The following is a 19,484-nucleotide window of genomic DNA, read 5'->3' as shown; positions in this document are numbered from 1 at the left end:
CTCTTCTTAATCAAGCTACTGTGTTTTGGGCTATTTTTTCAGACTGGATGTAGCATCTTATGAAAGTCTGGAGGTTGGCTATGGTGGCTGAAAGACTTATCGGATTAGAGGCATGAAGTTGATATGGCCCATTTCTACGTCGGTTGAGACCAATTTCACCCGTATTTTATTGCCAATAAAGGCATCTTTGGACAGCTTTAGCAGCATACCTTCAGCGGGCGGATTAAAAATGCGCACCCACCCATAGTTGGGTGTAATGCCGGTAATAACGCCATCAAATTCTTTGTCGATATAAGGCTCTAGAAATAATGCGGCTTCTGATTTTCTGACTCTACGTTCGACTTTCCGAATAGCATCTTCTTGAACGGTGCAATGGACCGCTAATGAAAAGAGCTCTTGCTTGGTATAAGGGCTTTCTATATTGCTGATGGCGTGCTTGAGCATGCGAATGGTAATCAGATCAGGGAAGCGCCTATTTGGGGCAGTTGAGTGCATATAGTCTTGCACCGCTAATCCAAAGTGCCCAATTGGTTCTACCCCTGGCTGCTCCAAAACATATTCCCCTGGACCCATAAGCTTCACAACAACTAAAGATAGGTCTGGAAAGCGGATGGGATCAGCCAGATGGCGTTTCGCTAGAAAATCTGAAAGTGCTTTAGAGTCTGGGTTGTTTGGCAAAGACTCGCCATATTGCTTGGCAAGCTCTACGATACGAGCCCAGCGATCAGGGCTACGCACCACTCTTCGTAGTGAGGGGATGCCTTTTTTAAGAAGGTAGCGAGCGGTTGATTCGTTGGTAGCAATCATAAATTCTTCAATGAGTTGGCGGCCACGATTTTGGTCTTGCTGGGCTATGCCAACTATTTGCTCACCCGAAAAAATTGCCTTGGGTTGAAAGATCTCTAGCTGGAGTGATCCTGCGAGTTGACGTTTAATGCGAAGTTGCTGGGCTAGAGCATCTTGAGTTTTGATTTGCTCATCCATTCCTGGGATGCCTTCAATACCCTCAGGTATCGGACCCTTGTCTTCTATCCAGGCGGATACTGCATCATAAGCAAGTTTCGCTTTATTTCTAACTTTTGCTCGATAAATGGTAGAGCCCTGAATTTCTCCAGAATGTCCAACAACAATCTCAGTAACCAATGCCAACCTAGTTTCATTCAGATTTAAAGAGGTAAGGTTGGTAGAGAGTTTTTCTGGCAGCATCGAGAATATGCGAGCTGAAGTGTAAACTGAAGCAGTATTGCATTTGGCATGCTCATCAATCGGAGTATCCTTTTTAATTAGCGCGTCAACATCAGCCACGGCAATATAGATCTTGTAAGTGCCATTGCCAATACTACTGCATGCCGTCAATTGATCAAGATCTTCTGAGTCATCATTGTCTAAAGAGCACCACAAGAGCTCAGTCAAGTCTTGAATGCTGGCATCAGAGTCTTCGCCGGGAGAGTTTATTAAGTGGAGTTGATCATGAACTTCCTTAGAAAAGTCTGGCTCCAGCCCCTTTTCTTTCATCACAATCACAGCGATTCTGGCCAAATCAGCCTTGGTATAGCTCTTTTGTCTACGCATTATTGTCGAGCAATCTGATAAATTTTCACAACATTTGACAGCAGTTTCTGCCTGAATTTTTAGCCTGGTACATTGCATCATCTGCTTTTTTCACAAGCTCAGTAAGTAGCTCCGCTTTATTGCTACTCAAGGATTTGGAAATCTCAAAAGTTGTCACCCCAATGCTGACTGTAATGCTTAGTGGATCCTTGTAACTAGTTATATGCAAAGTATTGGCGATATGCTTACGGATACGCTCAGCCGTATCAATTGCTTCAGCTTTATCTGTTTCGGGCAAAAGAACAAGAAATTCTTCGCCACCGATTCTGCCTAAACTATCGACATTGCGTAAGGTTTGCTGAATACATCGCACTAAGCTAATCAGTATTTCATCCCCGACTTGATGGCCATAGAGATCATTTATATCCTTAAAATGATCTATATCAAGCTCTAGTAATGCAAAGGTATTGCCCGTTCTGAGGGTGCGTTCAATTTCGCTAGAGGTCTTATAGAGAATTTCGGGGCGAGATAAACATTGAGTTAAAGGATCGGATGCTAGTAAAAGTGATAGTGCGCTGTTTTCTGCGCCTTCCTTTTCAAGAAAGCGCTTGATTCCTAATACTCCAATCGCCAACAAGGCGGAGATTAAAAATGCGGCTAGTGCATCTGTCGCGATATAGCGACCCGTACTGTATACCTCATAGGCTGGAATAAGGCGCCTTGAGATCATCAAAGCAAGCCCAGCTGCCAAGGATAGCCATGCCCATCGGTAGACATTAGTCATTTTTTTGACTAGCTTTAAACAGGCGAAAGCGGCTATTGCTTGTAATATTAAAGAGCAAAAATAAGCAAAGATGACTATGGATAGCATATTGGGACTAGTGTTTGATAGCTAATTGCCCCATCCTACATGGTTTTTATACTTTTTATAATAAGCAAAGATTGATCCAAGGGTAAACCTTGGGGCACTTTGATATAAATCAACATTAATCAGCAAAAAGAGCGCACAATTAAAAATAGATTTTTACTAAAAAGGTTTACCAATGTTCAAAAAATTATTAGTGCCTATTAGCAATGACGTTATTACTAAAAAAGAATTAAAGAAAGTGATAAAGCTAGCAAAGCTCGATAATGCAAGAATAACTCTTGTTTATGTATCGGATCCTTTGGCTCCATATATCTATACAGAGAGCGTCAATAATTTAATGATTTCTGAGGCTGCTCATAAAAAAGCCTGCGAAGCATTTGCAAAAAAATTGTTTCTCAAGGCAAAGGTAGCGTTAGGGAGTGATTTGGCAGTTGATTCCTATCACATAGTGCATCCAAATATTGCCGACGGGATTCTAGAGGCTGCTAAAAAAGCAAAGGCAGATGCGATTGTGATGTCATCTCATAAGCGCACTGGTTTGGCTGGGCTATTACTTCATAGTGAAGCGCAAGAGGTGATTTTGCACAGCACAATCCCAGTTGTCATTCTTAATTAAGCGCCCAATCGGTTTATTAAGAAATATCTCTAAAATTTTTTCACCGAAGGACGTAAGAAAATGATAATCAAGTTTATTGGCCCAGCTTCTTTGGCCCAAGATGGTGGGATTCAATATTTAGCAACCTTAAATGGCAATCCTCTTGTATGTCATTTTAGTTATGAAGTTTTAGAGGATGTCGATCCAGGGGAAATTTTTGGTAGCGCTTTAGAGCATTTTTCTAAGCATAAATTAAAACTTCTATCTATTGCTGAAGAAAAAATTCTAAGCGGTCATGTTCATGCCGGCCAAATTCAAATTTTTAGCAATGATTTACCGCAATAAATTCTTGCGATAAGAAAACTCATATGTATTTCTCGGTACATGCAAAATATATAGTCTCTTTGCTATTTTCACTTGCTTGGATGGGCTTTTCTTTTTGGTATTCCCAGCCTTGGTATTCTGATCTTGGTGCTGAAATAGGTATTTTCCCAGCGTATTTCATCATTACCTTCATCGCCATCATTCCTGGGTTTATGAATGCTTTTGTAGCAATCGCCTTATTGCTTGATCATCGCCCTAAGGTAATGCGTGATCAACGATACCCCCCTGTAACAATCCTCATCGCTGCTTATAACGAGGAAAGATCCATTGCCTCAACCTTGTCGGGAATCTTTGAGCAAGACTATCCGGCTAATATTCAGATCATCGTGATCAACGATGGATCAAGCGATAAGACGCTTGATTCTGTTAGAGACCTTCAAGGGGAGCACCCCAATTTGGAATTAATAGACCTTAAGCGCAATGGTGGAAAAGCGTCTGCTTTAAATCATGGCTTAGCAAAATGCATGACTGATATTGTCATTTCGATTGATGCTGATAGTTATATCTTAAAGGACGGTGTCCAGCATTTAGTGGGGCGCTATTTGTCTGATCCCGTCAATACCAAAGCAGTAGCTGGAGAAATTCTGATTCGCAATTCACGTGATAATTGGATTACTAAGGCGCAGGAGTGGGATTACTTTTTGGGTATTGCTACCATCAAACGCATTCAGTCATTATTTCAAGGTACTTTGGTGGCACAAGGCGCCTTTTCTTTGTATGACCGAAAGACTTTGATTGAACTAGGCGGTTGGCCTGAGATGGTTGGCGAGGATATTGTGCTGACGTGGAAGATGCTGCTCAAAGGTTATCGCATAGGCCATGCGGAAGATGCTCTTGCCTTTACTGACGCGCCAAATACACTAAAAAAATTCGTTAAACAAAGGCAGCGGTGGTCGCGTGGCTTGATTGAAGCATTTAAAGAAAATCCACTAATTTTCTTTAGGCCAAGACTCACTACCTTATATGTTTGGTGGAATATGCTGTTCCCGCTGATGGATATTGCCTATGTATTCGGCTTTATTCCAGGGCTGATCCTTGCATGCTTTGGTATCTTTTGGATTGTCGGGCCTATGACGCTCTTTTTATTGCCAATGGCTTTTTTACTCAATTGGCAGATGTATTTAACGGGTCGAAGCATGTTTGAATCCGAACATTTAAAAATCAGAGCGAATCGATTGGGTTTTATTTTTTATGTATTTGCATATGGGCTAGTGCTACAGCCTGCTTGTGTTTATGGGTATTTTTCTGAGTTTTTGAATCTGCGAAAAACTTGGGGTACCAAATGAAAAATTTTCATAGGCTAGGGTGGTTTTTAATGATTGCCTTACTTACCGCTAATGCAGAGGAGCAGCCTGCTTCTAAAATGGCAATATCTGCTCCTAATGCCTATATTGCTTCAGATAGCGAAGGCTTTTCAACCTACAAATACAACGCGGGATTTTTGCCTTTGTATGAGCATGGGGAAAAATATACAGGCATTAGCTATCAGCATAATTATTTCACCCAAGGTGGCTGGGACTCTTCAGCAGAGGTTTATACATTACTAACTAAAGCTATTAATCCAAGAACAGGTTTAGGTTACAACGCCAATATTGGCTATAACTTAGAGAATGGCCATAAGTTAATTACTACCGATAGTAATTATGGATTTCGTGTAACGGACTCTACAAAAGCAGAAGTCATGGTTAACAGAGATAGAGTCGAGACACAAAACTCTTTAAACAACGGCATCTATTACACCCTGGGTGGCGTGAGTGTTGAGCAAAAAATTCTTGAGCGTTTATCGGCTGTTGTGATGGGTGCTAATATGTATTTCTCTGATACCAATACTAGGCCAATAGTCAAAGCAAAACTCATATATGACCTAGTGCCAGACTACGGGCTAACAGCGCAACTGCGTTATCGCCAATATAGGGATACCAATACTAATGTTGCTAATAATTACTTCAACCCATCAACCTATAACGAGACAATGATTGCGTTTGGCGCAAGAAAACGAATTTCGGGATGGATGCTTAGTGGAACAGCGGGCGTTGGACGACAAACAGTTAATCAAGACCCTAGCACCACTACACAGCTTTATGAGTTCGCAGCAACCAGCCCTGTTGCTTCAAATGACTATTACTTTAAGACTCGAGCAGGTTACGGTAAGATGGCAGGGTTTCTTGGGCCCAACTACTTTTATCACTATGTAATGGAAGAATTGATTATTCCTTTTTAATGGCGATGTCTCCTATGGGTCGTTCTCTGCCTGTTAGATTTTGACATGAGGATGTCTGCTCTTAATCCTATAGCTGACCTACTAATATTTATCCAGAATAAATCCACGAGCAAAGAGCGAGCCATCTATAAATAGGATGTGCCCCAAGACTCAAGAGCTCTCCAGCAAAAATGGACCGCCCGCATCACACATGCGCGCGCTCACTGGGCAACCTTTCATAAGCGTGTAAGACACAATCGCAATACAGTGGCCGGCTTTAACTGGAATGCCGACCCTACTGGCAAAGACTTCTATAGTCTGAGGGCTAACCTCATACACGGCACCATCTCAGCAGTCCTTCCCAATGTCTACGCTCGCAATCCAGAAATTTCAACAACCCCAACCCACTCGGGCGCGGATATCAAGCTCTTCTGTAAAACACTAGACAAAGTCACCAATAGAGCACTTGAACATGCCCAATTAAAGAATCGAGCCAAGTCCACCGTAAGGGCAGCGCTGACCTGTAGCTTCGGCATTCTCAAAGTGATGTATCAGCGGGACCCAAGCAAGGATTCATATATCCAGGGTCGCATCAACGATGCACAAGAAAACCTTCTGGCCATAGAAGACTTGGTTCGAGATCTCCATGACGATGACCAGGCCCATCATCATGATGCCAAGAGGGCGGAGCTAGAGGAGCTCATCAAGTCGCTTCAGGAGCAATCAGAAGTGCAATCTGCCGAAGGCTTAGTAATCGATAGAGTTCTTACGGAAAATCTTCTTATTGACCCCTCAGTCTGTGAGTTCTGGGACTACACCGATGCTGACTGGATCTGCCAAATCATTCCTATGAAGCGCGGTCAAGCAGAAGCACTCTACAAAAAGAACCTTGCTAATGCCAAGATCTACCAACCAGGTCAAGGTGAACCATCTCATAAAAAAGCCAAGCGCCTAGCCTCAATGCAAATGAATGCTGGTTCAGGCCTTGTGACCGATGATCAGCAAATCGCAGTACTGGAGATCTGGGATAGATCTACCCAGCGTGTCTATACGATGGTGGAAGGCGCGACAGAATGGCTACGCGAACCTTATTCACCACCCAGAGCAGGAGAGCGCTGGTACCCATTCTTCTTATTGCCATACCAAGTAGTAGATGGTCAATTCGTAGGCCCAAGCCTAGTTGACCTAACCGAGCGCTTGCAAGATGAACACAACGAAGCAAGAGATCGATTCAATCAACATCGCGACCTCTGTATACCGGGATGGGTAGCCTCTGCTGATATCAATGAAAAGACCATCAAAAAGCACTCAGATTCAAGATTCGGCGAGATCACGATTATCGATACCGAAGGCAAGCCACTTAACCAAGTCATTATTCCTAGAGGTCACCCCAAGATAGACCCCATCGTCTATGACACCAGTGCAGTGCGTTATGACTGGGAGCAAGTTACGGGCCTTCAAGATGCTGCGCGCTCCACAGTAGTAAGACCCAAGACGGCTACCGAGGCCAATATTCTGCAAAGAGCCTTATCCGGGCGCATATTTGAATTCAAAGACCAGATCGAAGATTGGCTGCAAGAGATAGCGCAATACAGCGCCCAAGTTCTTTTGCAGGAACTCACCAAAGAGCAGGTAGAGCGCTACATGGGGCCACCAAGTACTAAGACCACCATGATCAATGGCGAACTAGTCATGACCATGGAGAAAACCTACGACTGGCCAGAACTTACCAAAGATCGAATCTTTGACATGGTGGATTTACGCATTCGGGCGGGCACTACCGGCGCACCTGATGGCATAGAAGATAAAGAGAGCTGGCTCAAGGTTCTGCCCATGATTGCGAATCTATCAATCCAGATGCAAAACCTGCAAGCAAGAGGAATGGATTACGAGCATATCCGTAATCTCCTACAAGAGACTCTCTTGCGATATGACGATCGTATCGATTCAAATCTATTTATACCGAATGTAGAAAAGCAAGCGGAGGGATGGTCACGCGATGACGACTCAAATTTAGGAATGAATTGGTTTTCGGAGCGAAAGCAAAAGACAAACGCTGAAATGAATTGCAGCAGCAACTTATTAAAAGAGGAGACAGGCAATGACGCAAGTAGCAAATGAGGTCGAAGGTTTTAAGTCGGAGGTACTAAGCAAGGGTGGCTCAATTCAAAGAGTGCAGGATAGAGAGGCCAAGAAAGAGCGCGAGCGCCTTGAAAAAGAAGCCTATGAGAAGCACGCAGCCGAGAGCGCCGCCAGGCGCAATAAGGCAAGGGAAGAGCGCGCACTTGAATTGATAGCGCAAGCAAAGGCTAGGCAGGCAGAAGCTCAATTGGATAAGGAGCGTAGCGCTCAGATTAGCGCTCAAATACAACAAACACAAAAGGCGGAACGTAAGAGCCAGAGTCGGAGCCAAGCAACCAACTTGCTAGATGATTTAAGTAAGACCCCTAATGCATCTCTTGCCAAGCTATCTGAGGATATTGATGAGGGCGAAGTATTAGAAGAGGAGTCAGAAGCTCTAGAGCCTGAGTCTATATTTTCGCCAGTAAAGGGCGAGGTGCATGTGCCGTCCTTTATGCCCGCTTCAGCAGATAAGACAGCACCACAAGCCCATGACCTGGGAGAGTTATTGCCTGCACCAGCTGCCATCACTGTAGATGTACTCCCACAGCCAGCCATTCAGACTGAAAGCGCAGAAGAATTCATCAATCGGGTGTTGAACCCTGGAGCTGAGGATTCGAGCCCCGAGAACAATAACAAGCCTAATGAAGAAGCCTCTGGCGACATCAAGTCAAAGCGTGGCTGCGAACGGATCCAAAAGATCATTAATGAAAAGCGAGATCTAGAAAAGCAAGTTGAAGATTTACAAGTTAAGGTGGTCAGCTTGCAAGATGTCATACGTAAATATGAGATCGAGAGTCAATTTGTTGATAACACTATGGCGCTCACTACCAAGCAGAAGAAACCTGCCGAACTAATCTCAGAGGCTAAGCATCAAATCATCAAATACTTAAACTCTCGAGAAGATGAGATTGATCATTCAGCTAAGGCTCAATGCTTTTACAAGTATTTAACTGATCCGTTTTACATGCAGGTGTTTGTGCAAACCAATAAACCAGAGCAATGGCAATCTACGATTGAATCCATCTACGACTCAATAGGGATGCCAGAGCCTAGCTTCGCCAACGCAAAGATCACGCCACTGCAGACACTTCAACCTATTCGGGCGCGAACATCCACCTTAGGTGCGCCACTGGCTAGCTCCGAAAACCCGATGGATCGGATTGCCCAGCATTTAGGCAATATGGGGATATAGATAGGTCTGAATTACATGCCACTCAAAATCAGTGGCATGTAGACAGAAATGTCTTTAGGCACCATAAGCACCTCATTTTGTCTACAAAACAGCAGATATAGCCCTATTTGGTCTACAACTTAGCTTATATCGTGAGGATCAAGCAATTGATACTGTGAAGGGTTGTCTGTAAATGCGTTGCAAACCTTCATTTTTTCCCAAAGATTCGGGAAGTTCGAATAATCAAATCCAGCAGTCCAACGCCATGCACGAGTCATGGATCGAATGAAAGGATCGGGATCATTATTTTGAGACAGCGCTTTTAATGGCAGTAAATATTCCTCACGATAAGCTGTGGGAATAATGATGCGAGAGGCGTAATGTTGAGTTAGGTAGGTATTCATCGTTAGGCGCGCAGTTCGGCCGTTACCATCCATAAATGGGTGTACTTCAGTAATAACAAACATCGCCATCAATGCGCGCGCAAAAGGGTCTTCTAGTAAAGCGACGCGCTTGAATCCTTCGCGCAAAGTACCTTTTACAAGCTCTGGGTGAACAAAAATGGTATTGCCCGCTTGGTTAGTTTGCTCTTTCCATTCGCCTGGATTTTTATCTGGACGACTAGAGAGTATTTGGAGGTTACATTGCAAAAGCCACGCTAAGAAATCATCTTCATCTTTTGGGGGCTTAGAGCGAAAGGGCTGCTCCATGATTGCTTTAAAGGTACCCAATACATCATGCGAATCTTCATTTCGTTTTGGAATCATCTTCCCATCGAAAATAATCTCGGAGGCCTCTTCGACGGTGAATGTAGTTCCTTCAATGTAGTTCGAAAAGTACGATTCAAAGAATGCGAAATTAAAGGCGCTTTTACCAGTTTTTGCCTGATCTTCAATGATGGGAAAAGGTTTTCTTAATGCAGAAAACAAAGTTTCGAAGATCTCAATGCGATCAGGATCATAAGGTTTACCAGCTGCGCGCGCTAATGCATCAGCTGCCCTTAAAGAGCGAGCCTTACCGGTTTGCATTAAGGCCGAAACAATCGTGTTTAGTGTTTTAAATTGAACCTCTAGACCTAATTCAGGGGCAATAGCTTTAGCGTCATCACGCAGTGCATTGAGCTTATGTTCACCACGAATGGTGCATAGCTTACTTAAATAAGACTCAACCCAAGGGCGACCCATAGTGCGAAGATCTGAGCCTTTTCGGCTATAGAGGTTCTCCAGTAACCGCCTAGCCTCCGAGGATATAAAGAGTTTTCCATACGGGGTATCGTTTAGCGAATCTTTGTGCGATTGAACTGCAGCAGGACCTGGCAAGATATTTAGAGTCAACCCTGGAAATGCTATTTGACGTGCTCTATTGCCAGACACCAAAAATATATTCCCACTATCATCCGGTTTGCAAAGGTGAGCAGAGCGGTAAGCTACTACGGAGCCTGGATAAAGATATTCGGTAATTTGCCGCCAATTTGGCCGAATGATTTGCTCGAGCGGGCTGGTGAGATCGCTGGTGTAAATGCCGCGATAAATTTGACGCAAACGACCAGATCTAGCCAAGCGGGAAATTCTCTGGGCATTGGTTTTGTCTTCTCTCGAACTAAAAAGCAAGAGGGGCAGCTGGTCAACGGAAGTGTTCATAGGGTCTCAATTTATCCATTAATGTCAACAACTATGCATATATTATAGTTTAATGTCAACAAAAGTGCGAATAGAATCAAAATAACCCTATTTTTAGGTATATAGACACGGCTATTTCAAGGCCTTGGCATCGTTTACCAGTTGATATATCCGATTGTGCCTGTGAAGGATTTCAAAGAAAAGCCTCAAGGTATTGAGAGCATCAACATCTGCTCTATGTGGACTGCCTTCAAATTGAAGCTTAAAAGAACCCAGACCTGAGGATAGACCGCCACTGGGTTTTTTGCCCATGGCAAGCATGTGCAGGCTATACCAAGTTTTGACATCGATCCAGCGACGACCAAAATGGGGAAAGCTGATACCTCGATCTTTAAATTCAGATTTCAGTTCAAGTGAATCGCCACCGCCCCAGGTAATGGGATTAACAAAGCAATTACGCGTAGTAATAATTTCCCCAATTTCTTTAGCTACTTGTTCATGTGGAACTGAATAGTCAGAAATATCCTGATTGCAAATGCCCGTTAATTGGGTGATGAACTCAAAAATAGGCTCTTGAGGATCTAAGAACCATTTATACGTAGATAGGGATTGATTGACATAGTCATGGTAGTTTCCGACTGCTAACCCTATTTGAATGATCTTTGGATTTACTGTGGAATTATCTTGAGCATTATTGAGCTCTAAATCAAGCGAGAAATAGTTTTGTTCTTGATGCATTTTTGATGAACACGGTTTTTAGTAGTGTGTTGATAATGTAGAGTCCCCCAAGGCTAACGTCAATGCCAAGCCCAATTCCTTGTAGGACGTCATGGTTAATTTATTGACTACACTAGATCTCAATATCAAGATCATCATGGCGACATATCTAAATTATGAAAATTCATGTACTAAGTGATTTGCATTTAGAATTTGCCGACTTTTCACCTGCATTGAATGTGGCAGATGTTATTGTCCTGGCCGGTGATATTAGCCTGCGCTCCGAGGGTATAACTTGGGCTAGAAAATCGTTTCCGAATCAAGAGATTATTTATGTGGCTGGCAATCATGAGTTCTATGGTTCCCAGCGTGTTCACGCCATTGAACGGATGAGGAACGCATCCACTGAGAACGGAATTCATTTTCTAGATGATGATGTGCTGCAACTGCAGGATCCAAAATCAAATGCCCCCATCCGCTTCTTGGGAGCTACGTTATGGACTGACTTTTTATTATTTGGTCAGGATCTGAAGTCTAAATGCTTATCGTATGGCGAGCTTTACTTAAATGACTTTAGAGCAATACGCGATGGAGGAAGAAATTTTTCCCCGAAAAAATCGATTCAATTACATGAAAAATCATTGGCTTGGCTACAGCAGGAGCTAGAGAGACCATTTGATGGCAAGACAGTGGTGGTTACGCACCACCTACCCTCAATGGGCTCAGTTGCAGAGCGCTATAAGCAAGATTTATTGTCCGCCTGCTTTTCTTCGGAGTTGGCGCACCTCTTTGGCAAGATGTCTCTATGGATTCATGGGCATACGCATGATTCCTGCGATTATGAAATGAATGGCACTAGGGTGGTTTGTAATCCTCGCGGTTATGTTCGATCTAACCACGCCGAAAACCCAGAATTTAATCCATCGCTTATTGTTGAAATCTAGTTACCCACCATACGCTTCATAATGAGAGCTTAGTTTTTAGCTAGGGTCTTGATTAATTCAGGGCTGCAAATATCATCGATACGCCTAAAGGCTAGAGAGATTTCTTCGATTTGATCTGCAGCAATTCCAAGGCTTTCAAAGTGTGTTTTCCATTGCCTAGTTACTCGCCATACACGATCGATAATGTCGCTTGCTTGCTGCGCAGATAGGCCAAAGCGCTCTTTGGCACCATAGGCATTATCTAGTGTGGCTAATTTACCTTGTGGTCCAACACCTAGATGTTGATAACGCTCACTTGCAATGACTGCATGAGGCATCACGTCATAGAGTGGACTCAGGCTCCAGCCTTTAAGTGCATGGCTCCATAAGAATGCATGATTGCGTAGATGATCATCATCGTTACTGACAAAAAGATTAAAGATCATGCGTGCATATAGTTCTTCAACATCCGATTTGACTGTTTGAACTAGGCAATATCTGCGTATGGCATCTGCAATATCCATATAGCTTTTTGTATTGGACTCCGATTCGTGGCAAGCAACGAGTGTGAGGGCGCTAACCACATGATGACGAATTTCTACTGAACGAGCTGCAGCAGTCCAAGAGCGATCAAAGCGTTTGACCATCAATACCTTTTTCTTGCCGACTTGCTCTAATTGAGTTTGAGCTACATTGAGGCCAGCCAATTCTGCAAGTTTGAGGGTGGCGTATTCAATACTCGGTACATCTAAGACTCCATCAGTATTGCCTGGGAACTTTGCCATCCATAAAATGTTGTCATCATCACGCACACTTGCCTTTGGGCGCATACCTCCTAGGCCGCTACCCACAATCAAAATTCTGGATAGTGCTTCGGAAACTGGTAAGCCAGCCTCAATCTTTTGCGCACCCTCTAGTACGTAAGATAGATTGTGAATACTTTCATGTGCAGGGCGCTCTTCTTGATCTAAGGAGGCTCGAACATCTAACGCCCCAATGCGATCGCTACCAGCCTCAAGAAGGTAGGTTGATTCTGGTAGGCTATTGGCTGGCACCTTCAGCCTAGCTTCAATAACTCTTCTTCCCCAAGAATCAGGAGCGGCATCCCGAATTCCGCCAAAAGCTTCTAGGCCATTTGGTGGAACGAGACGTTTGCCTTTGATCCCACTTTTATTTTTAAGGCTAAGGGCGACAGGATCAATTTCCTGTGCGTTGCCCCTATCTAAGTAACGCAAGCCATAAGCAAATGAAGAGGCAATAAGTCTTGAGCCTTCCTCATCTACTTGTAGCTGTCCTGCTGGCACAAATTCACCATCAAGATTTGCAAAGACAAATAGGTCTTTAGGCGTGTTTGCCATCAGAAATCAAGCGCTTTCATTTCAGCCGTACTTAAGTCACGGACGCGTTGAGGGCGCGAGCGACGCTCCAAGGCAGCGATCGCAGGATCATTGCCGCTTAACAGTTGCAATAAGGTCATGCCTGGAGCGATTGCATCTAAGTAACGTAGCAGTGCGCCAATGGCAACGCCAGGATCACCCTTTTCAATACGCTGGGCAGTTGCACGAGCAAGACCGGCACGAACCGCAGCCTCACCTTGGCGAACATGACGGGCAAGGCGCAAGGAAACTAGGCATTGCGCTATTTCAGCGGATTGGCCAAGTTGCTTTGATGCTAGGGTCAGTTGTTGATCTACGCGCATAGTTGCCTCATGCTCTTCATTAAATACGAGACACTAATATACCTGTTTAGACGTCATTCGTCAATAAAAATGACTCATAAATAAGTCCTTAATACACATAAGAACTTATTTATGAGTCATTTATTTATTTAAACTAGTGGAATACAGCGGTCTATTTGCGTCAAGGGCACCCTGGTCGGCGGCATGTCAATAAAAATGCATACATCACGCTAAATTGAGTCAATATATCAACAAAACTGCCCATAACTGGCTTTATTGTCAACAAAACTGCATATTGCAATTGAATTCATATCTTTTGGGCTGTTTAGTAAAAATTGCCCAAACGACTATTTCGTAAGAAAAAGTGAGGATATGTTTAAAAATGTAGGAATCTATTGAAATATGTAAGAAAAAGTGTGTAAATATTTGTAATCGTAAGAAAAAGTGTGTATATGTAAGAAAAAGTGTGGGAAAATAGCTATTCGAACGAAAAAGTGGGGCTTGGGGGAAATATGGGCGATATAGGCTATTCACAGGTAAAAAGTCAGCTTGATCTCAGTGCTTTTGACCCACTTGTACCCGCACGCCTTGCTTCGGTAACCAGTGTAACGCCCACCCAGGGCGAGTTGTTGATACCCGCAAAGGTGGCTCCCAAAGATGATCGCCCACTAAGCCACCTGTTGTTTGCGCTAAAGCATGAAGGAGTTAATCTCCAATTGTTATCGCAGGCCTTAAGAAAAATCCCAGCCCAAGAGATGCTGGCCGCAATTAGCGAATCGCCAACAGGCGTTTACATTCGTACGGCTTGTTTTTTGTGGGAAGCCTTTAATAAGCAAGAGTTAAAGGGCGCACCAGTAATTACGGGGCCAATGGTTAATTTATTTGACCCCAAAAAATACATTACAGGACCAAGCATACGCAATGCCAAATGGCGAGTTAACTTCAATGGCTTGGGTTCTTTGGATTACTGCGTAACTGTTGAGCGAACCACATGTATTAATAGCCTGCTTGAATCTAATATCCTCCAGAAAGCAAATGAATTTCTATCAGAACTAGGTGGGGCCGCATCCGATAGGGCAATGTCTTGGGCTTATTTAAGTGAGACCAAAAGCTCTTTTGAGATCGAGCATGAGACACCGAGTGCCACAAAATCGGAGGCATTTGTAGAGCTACTCAAAAAAGCCCACCTGACTACCCAGTTAGATGAAGAGTACTTTGTTGGCTTGCAAAATACCGCCATTATCAATCCTTTGGATAGAGCGGTTAACTATCGCCACCAACAAAACTGGTTAAGCAGTCCATTGCGTGGTGCTGCTGGCGTAACGTATATTCCACCGCCACCTGAAATCGTTAATGACTTGATGAAAGGTTTGGTAGATTTTGCCAATACCGCACCAAAGCAGATCGATCCTTTAATTGCTGCTGCGATTGTTTCCTTTGGATTTGTTTTCATTCACCCATTCATGGACGGTAATGGGCGCTTATCGCGCTTCTTATTTCATCATGCGTTGTGCCAGTCGGGTGCCTTAAAGAATGGCTTGCTATTGCCAGTATCTATTGCGATGAAGCGCAATGAAGATTTATACCTAGCTGCTCTAAAGAGTTTTTCTGAGCCTGCTCGCAAGCGCTGGGAAGTCATCTGGATTGATGGCGATGAATATCAAATGACCTTCAAATCAGATGATTCCTTATATCGCTATTGGAATGCCACTGCCTGTGTTGAGTTTGGATTGGAGATGGCCAAGCAGGCGCTAGAAAAGGACTTAAGAGAAGAGACTGAGTTCTTGGCAAAGTACGACCTCATTTACCGCGCTATTGATGGGCAGTACGACATCAGAGGCAAAGATCTCAATTCATTAATTCTGGCTTGCATGGAGCAAAACGGAAAACTATCGGCTAACCGCCGTAAGAAATTTGCTGCAACAGTACCTGAAGAAATATTTGATGCAATTGAGGTTGAATATGCGAAGGTGGTGGGCTGATTCAAAAATCCCCAGAGTAATTCTGTCAAGGGCACCCCAAAGGGGGGTGGCTTGCGAACCCTTGACGGCCACGAATAAAGCAACGCTCTTTTATGCCCAAGGTGGCAGAAAGACACATTGGGCATAAAGACCCAAAGCGAGTTCATTTAGTAACTCAACAAAAAACCCACAAATGTCCCGAGCCTATATCTACCGCCTCAATAATTGATCTCAGTGCTTCACGCCTATGCGTTAAAGCTAGAGTCGCGCCTAGTAGCGTAGCAATGGATGGGTTCACGCTTCATCACCAGGTATTGAAGCCACCATTTTATTAAATAACTATTGATGGGGTGGCATATGCCAATTTCAAATACAGACTTGCAAGAGTTAGCTAAGGTTTCCTTGGATGAGTACCTTCGCAACCTACCAGTCGATCAAATCGCTGTAGAGAGACCTTTCCTTAAAAAACTCATGGAAGGGCGCAAAAGCCTATTAGGCGCAAAACAGAACGTAGTCGAGAACATCCGTAAAGAACACGGCAGTAACTTTAGCTGGGCGTTTGGGGAGGAGACAGTTAAGTTCAATAAACGTAATACAACCGAGCAAGCTTCCTTCCCATGGCGTAGAGCAGTCGATGGCCTCTATATTGACTATGACCGCCTATTTAGCAATGGCATCAAAGTGCGTGAAGGCGGGGCTCGAGGTTTTCAGCTCGAATACAACGAGCGTGTACAACTCATCAACCTCTTGGATGAGCAACTTGAAGTCTTGAGGGAGGGCTTTCTGAATAAGTTAGACCTAGAACTACACCGTGACGGCTCACACGGCGCAGATGCGGTAGTAGGTCTAGATAGTTTGGTGAGCTTAGCCCCTGATGCTGGCACCGTAGGCGGTATAGATCGAGCCAAAGCAAGCTACTGGCGTAATTACGCCGTCAAAGATATTGCCTCAACATCCCCAGGGAACCTAGTGGGCGAAATGGAAACAGCATGGCGCCAATGTATTAAACATGGCGGCAGTCCGGACTTCATCATCGCTGGGGGTAAGTTCATTGATACCTATCGCAAACAGGTGACAGTGACTCATATCGCTGGATCTGGTGAGACTAAGTACATCGATGCCGGGGTAGGTGCTGGAGTAAACACAGGCTTAGCCTTCAAAGGTGTAGAGATCATCTGGGATCCCCAGTTTGATGAACTTGATGCCATGGCCAATCGCACAGTGGAGTGGAGTAAGCGCTGCTATTTCCTCAACACGCGCTTTATGAAGCTGCGTGACGATGATTTAGATATCGTTGCCCCAATTCGTCCGCACGATACCTTGGCTATGTACGCCATGGTGAACCTACGCTGCGCCTTATCTATCTCACGTGCAAATGCCCATGCGGTATTGGCAATTCAATGAGGAGGAATAAATGAATAACGGCATGAATCATAAAGAGCTCATTCATAGCGACTTCCAAATTAAAGAGGTGGAAGCGGTAGTACGCAGGGATGCATTCACAACCATCCATGTGCATGTACCGCCTTATGAGACCAACATCCTTCGTAACCTGTTTGGGCGCGAGAACGTCACGGTGTTCGAGCGCCCATCAAAGACCACTATTACTCCAGAGCAGGAGTACGACCGCTTATGCGCCAAGTATGGCCATGAGGTCGTAGCCAAAGTCTTTGGTGAGGATGATGGTGATCGGCTAATGGAGATCGTAGAAGGCTTGATGAAAGAAGGTCAGCTCCCAGCACAAGAGAGGACATTAGAAGGAACTCTTGCGCAAGAGCCATCAGAAACCAAAGGAGCCAAGAAACGCTAGCAGAAGGGAAGACCACCGCTAGCAGCAGGTGTTTGGGTGCGGCTGCGGGTGTTGAAGTAACCATGGTGTGTGGGCGCGCGTAACTGCGCCCCACTGCCAACACCAAAAAACCCCTAGGCGGTAGTGGGGCGGTGGACTTCCATATTCCAAGCATCAAGAAAAGAGCTAATGACATGCTTCCAATCATCACATCTCTAGTACAAACCTTGGCCGTCAATGGCCTTGGTCTGCTTGCGGGCGCGGTACAAGCTAAAGGCAAAGAGTTTATTGAAAGCAAGATTGGCGCGCGCATTCCGGACAACCCCAGTCAGGAAGATCTCATCAAGCTCAAGCAGCTAGAGATTGAACAAGAGCAGCTTCTATTGCAATACACGCTAAAGCAAAAAGAGCTTGAGATAGAAGAATCTAAGCTTCTAGCTGAGATGCATCGAGCCTCGCAAGACAATGCAACCACTCGCTGGCAATCCGATATGGGTAGTGACTCCAAGCTATCCAAGAATATCCGCCCTGGAACGCTGGTTTATATCCTGACGGCCTATCTATTATTCGCATTGCTCTCGGCTATAGGTATTGATATCAATGAGGCCTATGTAAAGCTCCTCGGCGAGTGGGGTCAGTTAGTGATGCTTGCCTACTTCGGCGGTAGATCGGTCGAGAAGATCTTTGAGATGCGCATGCATAGCTCAAATAAAAAAGAAGAAGCTACGTGAATACAAAGGTAAGCGCTCTAGTAGCAGAGCAAGCAGCCTTTCTAATTGACGTTAGCAGGCTTATTCAGTTTGCTACTGCGGAAGGATGGGTGGTTACAGGAGGTGAGCTTTGGCGTTCTCCGGAGCAACAAGAGATCTACTTAAAGGCTGGCAGATCAAAGACCATGAATAGCAACCACTTAAGGCGTTGTGCTATTGACCTTAATTTCTTCTGGAAAGGAAAACTTGTGTGGGATAAAGAGCTTATCCGTACGGTTGGTGAATACTGGGAAAGCCTGAGCCCCAAGAATAGGTGGGGTGGGAATTTTAAGGGGTTTGTGGATGTTCCGCACTTTGAGAGAGTGTTGTAAATTAAATGAAATTTGAAAGAGGTATTTTTTATGAATCTATTTAAAGCATTTCGTGACTTTCCTAATGAAGCAAATGCTATTGGAATGATTCTTTCTTCTTATACCTCATTAGAGGTGGATTTAATGAACTGCGTTAAATCAGTTCGCTCAGATTTAGATACCGTTCTTAAGGTAATGTATAGATCTCGTGGCGAAGGCAATCGAATTGAAATTGCAGATGCATTAGGGTTTCAGGCTTACAAAGAAATGAATTTAGGAAACGAATTTAAGGATGCAATTACAGCCATAAAGTATTGTGTAAAAATTCGGAACCAATATGCGCACTGTATTTGGTGGAATGATTATTCTGGTCATCTAGCATTTTCTAATATTGAGACGCTAGCAAAGTCCAATCAAAAAATTACCGACTTAAAAAATATGAATATTTGCCATGTCGATTTAAATATTCTTCATGATCAGCTTAGTTATTATGAATATGCCTCAGACTATCTAATGTGGATTTTGAATGAAGGCTTAAGAGTGCGCGGCAATCCAAATATAGTCTTACCAAATAGACCTTCTGTGCGAATAGCACCATCATTATGTAGTTGATTCGTGATTTATAAAGCCACACCAGTCCCGCATTAACAAGGATCGCTTTTCCAGTTGATCCTGCCGTCTATATGCTGCTTCAGCCTTATTTTTGATCGTATGCACTTGAACTGACCTGATTTTTAGTACCACTCCCAAAGAGAGGATTTTTGATAATCTTCACCTTAAAGGAGTGCTAAATATGGCAAAAGGCCAACGTCTTAAACCCGAGCAAATCGTCACCTTATTGCGT

General features: G+C 44.0%; 19 protein-coding genes. 13 read left to right on the top strand and 6 right to left on the bottom strand.

Annotation, left to right across the window (positions count from 1 at the left end; translation table 11 throughout):
- Positions 1–96: 96 nt before the first annotated feature.
- Together ICN13_RS08365 and ICN13_RS08360 are read right to left on the bottom strand one after the other, a co-directional pair.
- The gene (locus ICN13_RS08365; protein ID WP_216139905.1) at positions 97–1,572 is read right to left on the bottom strand and encodes an RNB domain-containing ribonuclease; all 1,476 of its coding nucleotides are present in this window, start codon (positions 1,570–1,572) and stop codon (positions 97–99) included.
- Positions 1,573–1,597: 25 nt separating this feature from the next.
- Positions 1,598–2,335, bottom strand: a complete 738-nt coding sequence (locus ICN13_RS08360) for a GGDEF domain-containing protein (RefSeq protein WP_216139904.1) — start codon at positions 2,333–2,335, stop codon at positions 1,598–1,600.
- Positions 2,336–2,594: 259 nt separating this feature from the next.
- Here ICN13_RS08360 and ICN13_RS08355 point away from each other — a divergent pair, with 259 nt between their 5' ends.
- The 6 genes from ICN13_RS08355 (at position 2,595) to ICN13_RS08330 (ending at position 8,914) form a co-directional block, all read left to right on the top strand.
- Positions 2,595–3,035 carry a universal stress protein gene (locus ICN13_RS08355; RefSeq protein ID WP_216139903.1) on the top strand — a complete coding sequence of 147 codons (441 nt, stop codon included), beginning with the start codon at positions 2,595–2,597 and terminating at the stop codon, positions 3,033–3,035.
- A 60-nt stretch (positions 3,036–3,095) separates the two neighbouring features.
- A complete protein-coding gene (locus ICN13_RS08350; protein WP_216139902.1) occupies positions 3,096–3,359 on the top strand; it encodes a hypothetical protein in 264 nt (87 codons plus the stop codon).
- A gap of 59 nt (positions 3,360–3,418) precedes the next feature.
- Positions 3,419–4,684: a glycosyltransferase family 2 protein gene (locus tag ICN13_RS08345; RefSeq protein WP_255534099.1), complete on the top strand. Its 1,266-nt coding sequence runs from the start codon at positions 3,419–3,421 to the stop codon at positions 4,682–4,684.
- Positions 4,685–4,713: 29 nt separating this feature from the next.
- Entirely contained in the window at positions 4,714–5,619 is a 906-nt protein-coding gene (locus ICN13_RS08340; RefSeq protein WP_216139900.1) for a hypothetical protein, read from the top strand.
- A gap of 138 nt (positions 5,620–5,757) precedes the next feature.
- Positions 5,758–7,719 (top strand): hypothetical protein, encoded by a 1,962-nt coding sequence (locus ICN13_RS08335; protein ID WP_216139899.1) that lies wholly within the window; start codon positions 5,758–5,760, stop codon positions 7,717–7,719.
- A complete protein-coding gene (locus ICN13_RS08330) occupies positions 7,700–8,914 on the top strand; it encodes a hypothetical protein (protein ID WP_216139898.1) in 1,215 nt (404 codons plus the stop codon). Before ICN13_RS08335 ends, ICN13_RS08330 begins: the two co-directional genes overlap by 20 nt.
- A 119-nt stretch (positions 8,915–9,033) precedes the next feature.
- Here ICN13_RS08330 and ICN13_RS08325 read toward each other — a convergent pair whose 3' ends face one another.
- Positions 9,034–10,533, bottom strand: coding sequence for a Fic family protein (locus ICN13_RS08325; protein WP_216139897.1), 1,500 nt, complete (start codon positions 10,531–10,533; stop codon positions 9,034–9,036).
- Between the two features lie 111 nt (positions 10,534–10,644).
- The gene (locus ICN13_RS08320) at positions 10,645–11,250 is read right to left on the bottom strand and encodes a 3'-5' exonuclease (RefSeq protein WP_216139896.1); all 606 of its coding nucleotides are present in this window, start codon (positions 11,248–11,250) and stop codon (positions 10,645–10,647) included.
- 155 nt (positions 11,251–11,405) lie between these two features.
- Between ICN13_RS08320 and ICN13_RS08315 the strand changes: the two genes are divergently transcribed.
- Positions 11,406–12,173 carry a metallophosphoesterase gene (locus ICN13_RS08315; protein WP_215332298.1) on the top strand — a complete coding sequence of 256 codons (768 nt, stop codon included), beginning with the start codon at positions 11,406–11,408 and terminating at the stop codon, positions 12,171–12,173.
- Between the two features lie 29 nt (positions 12,174–12,202).
- Here the strand turns inward: ICN13_RS08315 and ICN13_RS08310 are convergent, their stop codons facing one another.
- Both ICN13_RS08310 and ICN13_RS08305 read right to left on the bottom strand, forming a co-directional pair.
- Entirely contained in the window at positions 12,203–13,510 is a 1,308-nt protein-coding gene (locus tag ICN13_RS08310; protein ID WP_216139895.1) for a type II toxin-antitoxin system HipA family toxin, read from the bottom strand.
- A complete protein-coding gene (locus ICN13_RS08305) occupies positions 13,510–13,851 on the bottom strand; it encodes a helix-turn-helix domain-containing protein (RefSeq protein WP_216139894.1) in 342 nt (113 codons plus the stop codon). The genes ICN13_RS08310 and ICN13_RS08305 overlap by 1 nt, the downstream gene beginning before the upstream one ends.
- Before the next feature lie 491 nt (positions 13,852–14,342).
- On the opposite strand from ICN13_RS08305, the gene ICN13_RS08300 reads away from it, so the two are divergent.
- From ICN13_RS08300 to ICN13_RS08275, 6 genes are all read left to right on the top strand, one after another.
- A complete protein-coding gene (locus ICN13_RS08300; protein WP_216139893.1) occupies positions 14,343–15,812 on the top strand; it encodes a Fic family protein in 1,470 nt (489 codons plus the stop codon).
- A 336-nt stretch (positions 15,813–16,148) separates the two neighbouring features.
- A complete protein-coding gene (locus ICN13_RS08295) occupies positions 16,149–17,195 on the top strand; it encodes a phage major capsid protein (RefSeq protein ID WP_071461894.1) in 1,047 nt (348 codons plus the stop codon).
- 10 nt (positions 17,196–17,205) lie between these two features.
- On the top strand, positions 17,206–17,601 hold the full coding sequence (locus tag ICN13_RS08290; protein WP_216139892.1) for a hypothetical protein: 396 nt from the start codon (positions 17,206–17,208) through the stop codon (positions 17,599–17,601).
- 173 nt (positions 17,602–17,774) lie between these two features.
- A complete protein-coding gene (locus tag ICN13_RS08285; protein WP_216139891.1) occupies positions 17,775–18,311 on the top strand; it encodes a hypothetical protein in 537 nt (178 codons plus the stop codon).
- The gene (locus ICN13_RS10230) at positions 18,308–18,661 is read left to right on the top strand and encodes a M15 family metallopeptidase (protein ID WP_216139890.1); all 354 of its coding nucleotides are present in this window, start codon (positions 18,308–18,310) and stop codon (positions 18,659–18,661) included. The genes ICN13_RS08285 and ICN13_RS10230 overlap by 4 nt, the downstream gene beginning before the upstream one ends.
- 30 nt (positions 18,662–18,691) lie before the next feature.
- Positions 18,692–19,252, top strand: a complete 561-nt coding sequence (locus ICN13_RS08275; RefSeq protein WP_216139889.1) for a hypothetical protein — start codon at positions 18,692–18,694, stop codon at positions 19,250–19,252.
- Positions 19,253–19,484 lie beyond the last annotated feature (232 nt).

It is taken from the genome of Polynucleobacter sp. MWH-Berg-3C6, assembly GCF_018881855.1.
Classification (GTDB): Bacteria; Pseudomonadota; Gammaproteobacteria; order Burkholderiales; family Burkholderiaceae; genus Polynucleobacter.
This window is presented reverse-complemented; position numbering and strand designations above follow the sequence as displayed.